General features: G+C 72.8%; 4 protein-coding genes. 2 read left to right on the top strand and 2 right to left on the bottom strand.

Annotation, left to right across the window (positions count from 1 at the left end):
* Positions 1 to 91: 91 nt before the first annotated feature.
* Positions 92 to 853: an HAD family hydrolase gene (locus tag ACIRF9_RS52500; RefSeq protein ID WP_403837761.1), complete on the bottom strand. Its 762-nt coding sequence runs from the start codon at positions 851 to 853 to the stop codon at positions 92 to 94.
* A gap of 35 nt (positions 854 to 888) precedes the next feature.
* The gene (locus tag ACIRF9_RS52495) at positions 889 to 1764 is read right to left on the bottom strand and encodes a universal stress protein (RefSeq protein WP_403837759.1); all 876 of its coding nucleotides are present in this window, start codon (positions 1762 to 1764) and stop codon (positions 889 to 891) included.
* A 270-nt stretch (positions 1765 to 2034) separates the two neighbouring features.
* On the opposite strand from ACIRF9_RS52495, the gene ACIRF9_RS52490 reads away from it, so the two are divergent.
* Both ACIRF9_RS52490 and ACIRF9_RS52485 read left to right on the top strand, forming a co-directional pair.
* Positions 2035 to 2763, top strand: a complete 729-nt coding sequence (locus tag ACIRF9_RS52490) for a CBS domain-containing protein (protein WP_403837757.1) — start codon at positions 2035 to 2037, stop codon at positions 2761 to 2763.
* A 27-nt stretch (positions 2764 to 2790) separates the two neighbouring features.
* On the top strand, positions 2791 to 3447 hold the full coding sequence (locus tag ACIRF9_RS52485; protein WP_403837755.1) for a CBS domain-containing protein: 657 nt from the start codon (positions 2791 to 2793) through the stop codon (positions 3445 to 3447).
* Positions 3448 to 3662: the final 215 nt, after the last annotated feature.

The raw sequence follows: 3662 nt of genomic DNA, 5'->3' as shown, positions 1-3662 counted from the left end.
GTGGCGAGATAGCCGTTGCCCAGCGTGCACAACGACTCCCGCAGGCGCTCGTCCGCCGGGTCGTAGCCGTCGTACTCCCAGGTCCAGCCCGTCACCCCGGTCCTCCCCCGGCAAGCAGTTCCCCGAGGTCGCGCACGACCATGTCCGCACCGTGCCGCAGCAGCCGGTTCCGGGTGTCCGGACCGCCGGCCCGGTCCACGCCGACGACGAGGGCGAAGCCTCCGCGGCGCCCCGCTTCCACTCCCGCGAGGGCGTCCTCCATGACTGCTGCACGGCCCGGGGGAACGCCGAGCCGGCGGACGGCTTCGAGGAAGAGGCCCGGCCGCGGCTTGCCCGCGAGCCCCAGGCTGGCCGCCTCGGCGCCGTCGACCAGAGCGTCGAAGAGTTCCAGCACACCCGCCCCGGTGAGCAGTTCGCGGGCATGCCTTGACGCGGAGACCGCGGCGACGGGCGTTCCCGCCGCACGCAGGGCACGCACCAGCCGTACGGTTCCCGGATACGCGTCGGCACGGTGCTCACGGAGCCGCTCGACGAACAGTGACTCCTTGTCCGCCGCCACGGCACGTACGGTCGCCGGCGTCGGGTCGACACCGCGCGATGCCAGGAAGGCGGCGGCACCGTCGAGCCGGGACCTGCCGTCCACGTAGCGCAGGTAGTCGTCACCGGAGTCGAAAGGGCGCCGCTGGGCGGGGTCCTCGGGCGGGTGCTCGGCCAGGAAGGCGTCGAAGGCCGTCTTCCACGCGGCGGCGTGCACCCTCGCCGAGTCGGTGATCACCCCGTCCGTGTCGCACACGACCGCCTCGATTCCGCGCAGTTCGGGCACGAGCACGTCACCGGACCAGGCAGCCGTCATCACTCCCCCTGTGGGCGGGCGGACACGTACAACGTTCACACCGTCTGCGGCACGACCGCCACCGGGCAGTCGGCATGGTGGAGCAGGGTGTGGCTCACCCGGCCCAGCTGCAGCCCGAGATGGCCGTGCCGGCGCCGGGCCCCGACGACCACCAGGTCGGCCGCTGCCGAGCGGCGCACGAGGACACTGTGGGCCGGGCCCTCGGCCGTGACCCGCCGCACCCGGACAGCCGGATGGTCGGCCACCGCGTCGCGCAGTACCTCGTCGAGCAGGGCCGATGCCCGCTCCTCGGGCCGGCGTACCGGCTCGTGGGCGAGCGCGGGATCCCCGGCACCGTCGCGTGCGGGGACGCGCCAGGCACGTACGACGTCCAGGGGGCAGCCGCGTGCCTCGGCCTCGCGGAAGGCGAAGCGGACGGCCTCGGCGCCGGTGACGGGTTCGCCCGCGCCCAGCAGGATGCGCTCGTGGGAGCCGGCCAGTCCCGCCCTGTCGCCCCGGACCACGATCACCGGGCAGGGCGCGCGGGCCGTCACGCCCAGACCGACCGAGCCGAGCAGCAGGCCCCTCAGCTCACCGCGGCCGCGTGAACCCGTCACCAGGGCGAAGGCGTCGTCCCCCGCGCGCAGGAGGGCGTCGACCGCGTCGTCGGGGACGATGTCGGTGGTGACCTTCACCTCGGGGTCGCGCCGCTCGGCGCGCTCGGCCGCGGAGGCGACGAGGTTCTCCGCGAGCACCCGCCCGGACGGGCGGCTCAGCCGGTTGGACGGGCTGACCCGCTCGTACCGCTCCCAGAGCGAGGCGTACACCAGCCTCAGTGGGAGGCCGTGCCGAGCGGCCTCGTCCACGGCCCAGTCGACCGCCGTCAGGCTCGCGTCGGATCCGTCGACGCCCGTGACCAGGGGGAGAGTCATCGTTCCCACCGCCTTCCCGACAGCACACAGGTCCACTGTCACGGTCGCACCGGCTGGCCGGACGTGCGAGGGGCGAACAGGACCTTCGCAGGGACCTTCGGCCCATGCTCCTCCGCCGAGACGGTCTCCGGGACGGATGCCGAGGGCCGATCGGCCCGGCACCCGATACCCGGTCAGCCCATGTCTCCGGCGCGCCCTCGCAGGAAGCTGAGGTCAAACCCCGTGAGGGGAGTACGTGACCATCGGCATCGAGGGAAGCGAGGCTCAGCCATGAAGCCCACGAGGACAGGCGCTCTCATGGCCGGCGATGTCGTCACCGCACGGTGCGACACGCCGTTCAAGGAAGTGGTGCGTCTGCTCGAGGAACACCGCATCAGCGGGCTCCCGGTGATCGACGAGGACCGCAGGGTCGTCGGTGTGATCTCCGAGACCGACCTCGTGCTGCGACAGGCTCTCGGGCCGGAGGCCGTCGGCTTCCGGACGCGCTGTCGGCGCCTGTTCAGCGGTCGTGCCCGGCGCGACGCCGCCAAGGGCCGTGCCCGGACGGCCGGCGAGGTGATGTCCGTGCCCGCCGTCACCGTTCACGCCGACGCCACGGTCGCCGAGGCCGCCCGGCTCATGACGGAGCACCACGTCGAAAGGCTTCCGGTGGTGGACGAGGAGGGCACACTCACCGGCATCGTCACGCGCCGGGATCTGCTCCAGGTGTTCCTGCGCACCGACGACGAGATCCAGCGGGACGTGCGGCAGGAGGTCTTCCTCAACACGCTCTGGCTGGCCCCGTACACCGTCGAGGCAACCGTGAGGAACGGCGTGGTCACGCTCACCGGTCAGCTGGAGCGCCGCAGTGAGATCCCCGTCGCCGTCGAGACGACGCGGCGGCTGGACGGCGTCGTGGACGTCGTCGACCACCTCTCCTACCGCATCGACGACAGGCCCCCGCAGCCCACCGGCCTGGCTGTGCACGGCGTGGCGGACGACTGGCTGCGCAGGCTCTGAACCGGCGCTCCGTTCGAGGAGGAGATCATGCGGAACAGCCCGCACGTGGTGAGCGATGTGATGACACGCGCCGTCGTCGCCGTCGGCCGCGACGCCTTGTTCAAGGACGTCGTCCGGCTCATGGAGCGGTGGAACGTCAGCGCGGTGCCCGTACTCGAAGGCGACGGCCGGGTGATCGGGGTCGTCTCGGAGGCCGACCTGCTGCCCAAGGAGGAGTTCCGGGACGACGTTCCGGACCGGTTCACCCAGCGGCAGCGCCTGTCCGACCTGGCGAAGGCCGGCACGGTGACCGCCGAGGAGCTGATGAGCAGCCCGGCGGTCACCGTGCACGGCACCACCACGCTGTCCGAGGCGGCACGCATCATGGCCAGGCGCAAGGTCAAGCGACTGCCCGTCATCGACGACGAGGGCAGGCTCGAAGGCGTCGCCAGCCGCTCGGACCTGCTCAAGGTCTTCCTGCGGGACGACGAGGACCTCACCGAAGAGGTGCGGCACGAGGTCGTGGACCGGCTGTTCCCGCTGTCGGCCGACCACATCCGGGTCGAGGTCCGCGAGGGCGTCGTCGCCCTCACGGGCTGGGTGGAAGGTGCGGGGCTGATACCGGTGGCCGAACGTCTGGCGTGGGCCGTGGAAGGGGTCGTCGACGTCCACTGCCGCCTCACCGCAACGGTGGTCCCCCGGTAGCCGACGAAAGCCACCAGGTCTCGACATACATGCCGTTGCGTGATCAACTGCCCACTGTCCATTGGCTCTTGTGGCTCTTGAGAGCCGCAGAGCAGAAGTGTGGGGGGGCGGCGGGGCGCCCCCCCCCCCCCCCCCGGGGGCCCCCCCCCGGCCCCCCCCCCCCCCCCCCCCCCCGGCTTGGCCGGGGCCCCCCCCCCCCCAGCGGGGCCCCGGCC

This window comes from Streptomyces sp. NPDC096132, assembly GCF_044763345.1.
Taxonomy (GTDB): domain Bacteria; phylum Actinomycetota; class Actinomycetes; order Streptomycetales; family Streptomycetaceae; genus Streptomyces.
This window is presented reverse-complemented; position numbering and strand designations above follow the sequence as displayed.

Excerpts from the sequence above, each read along its gene's own strand:
- ACIRF9_RS52490 (WP_403837757.1), top strand. The coding sequence starts at position 2,035 with ATGAAGCCCACGAGGACAGGCGCTCTCATGGCCGGCGATGTCGTCACC.
- ACIRF9_RS52500 (WP_403837761.1), bottom strand. The coding sequence starts at position 853 with ATGACGGCTGCCTGGTCCGGTGACGTGCTCGTGCCCGAACTGCGCGGA.
- ACIRF9_RS52495 (WP_403837759.1), bottom strand. The coding sequence starts at position 1,764 with ATGACTCTCCCCCTGGTCACGGGCGTCGACGGATCCGACGCGAGCCTG.
- ACIRF9_RS52485 (WP_403837755.1), top strand. The coding sequence starts at position 2,791 with ATGCGGAACAGCCCGCACGTGGTGAGCGATGTGATGACACGCGCCGTC.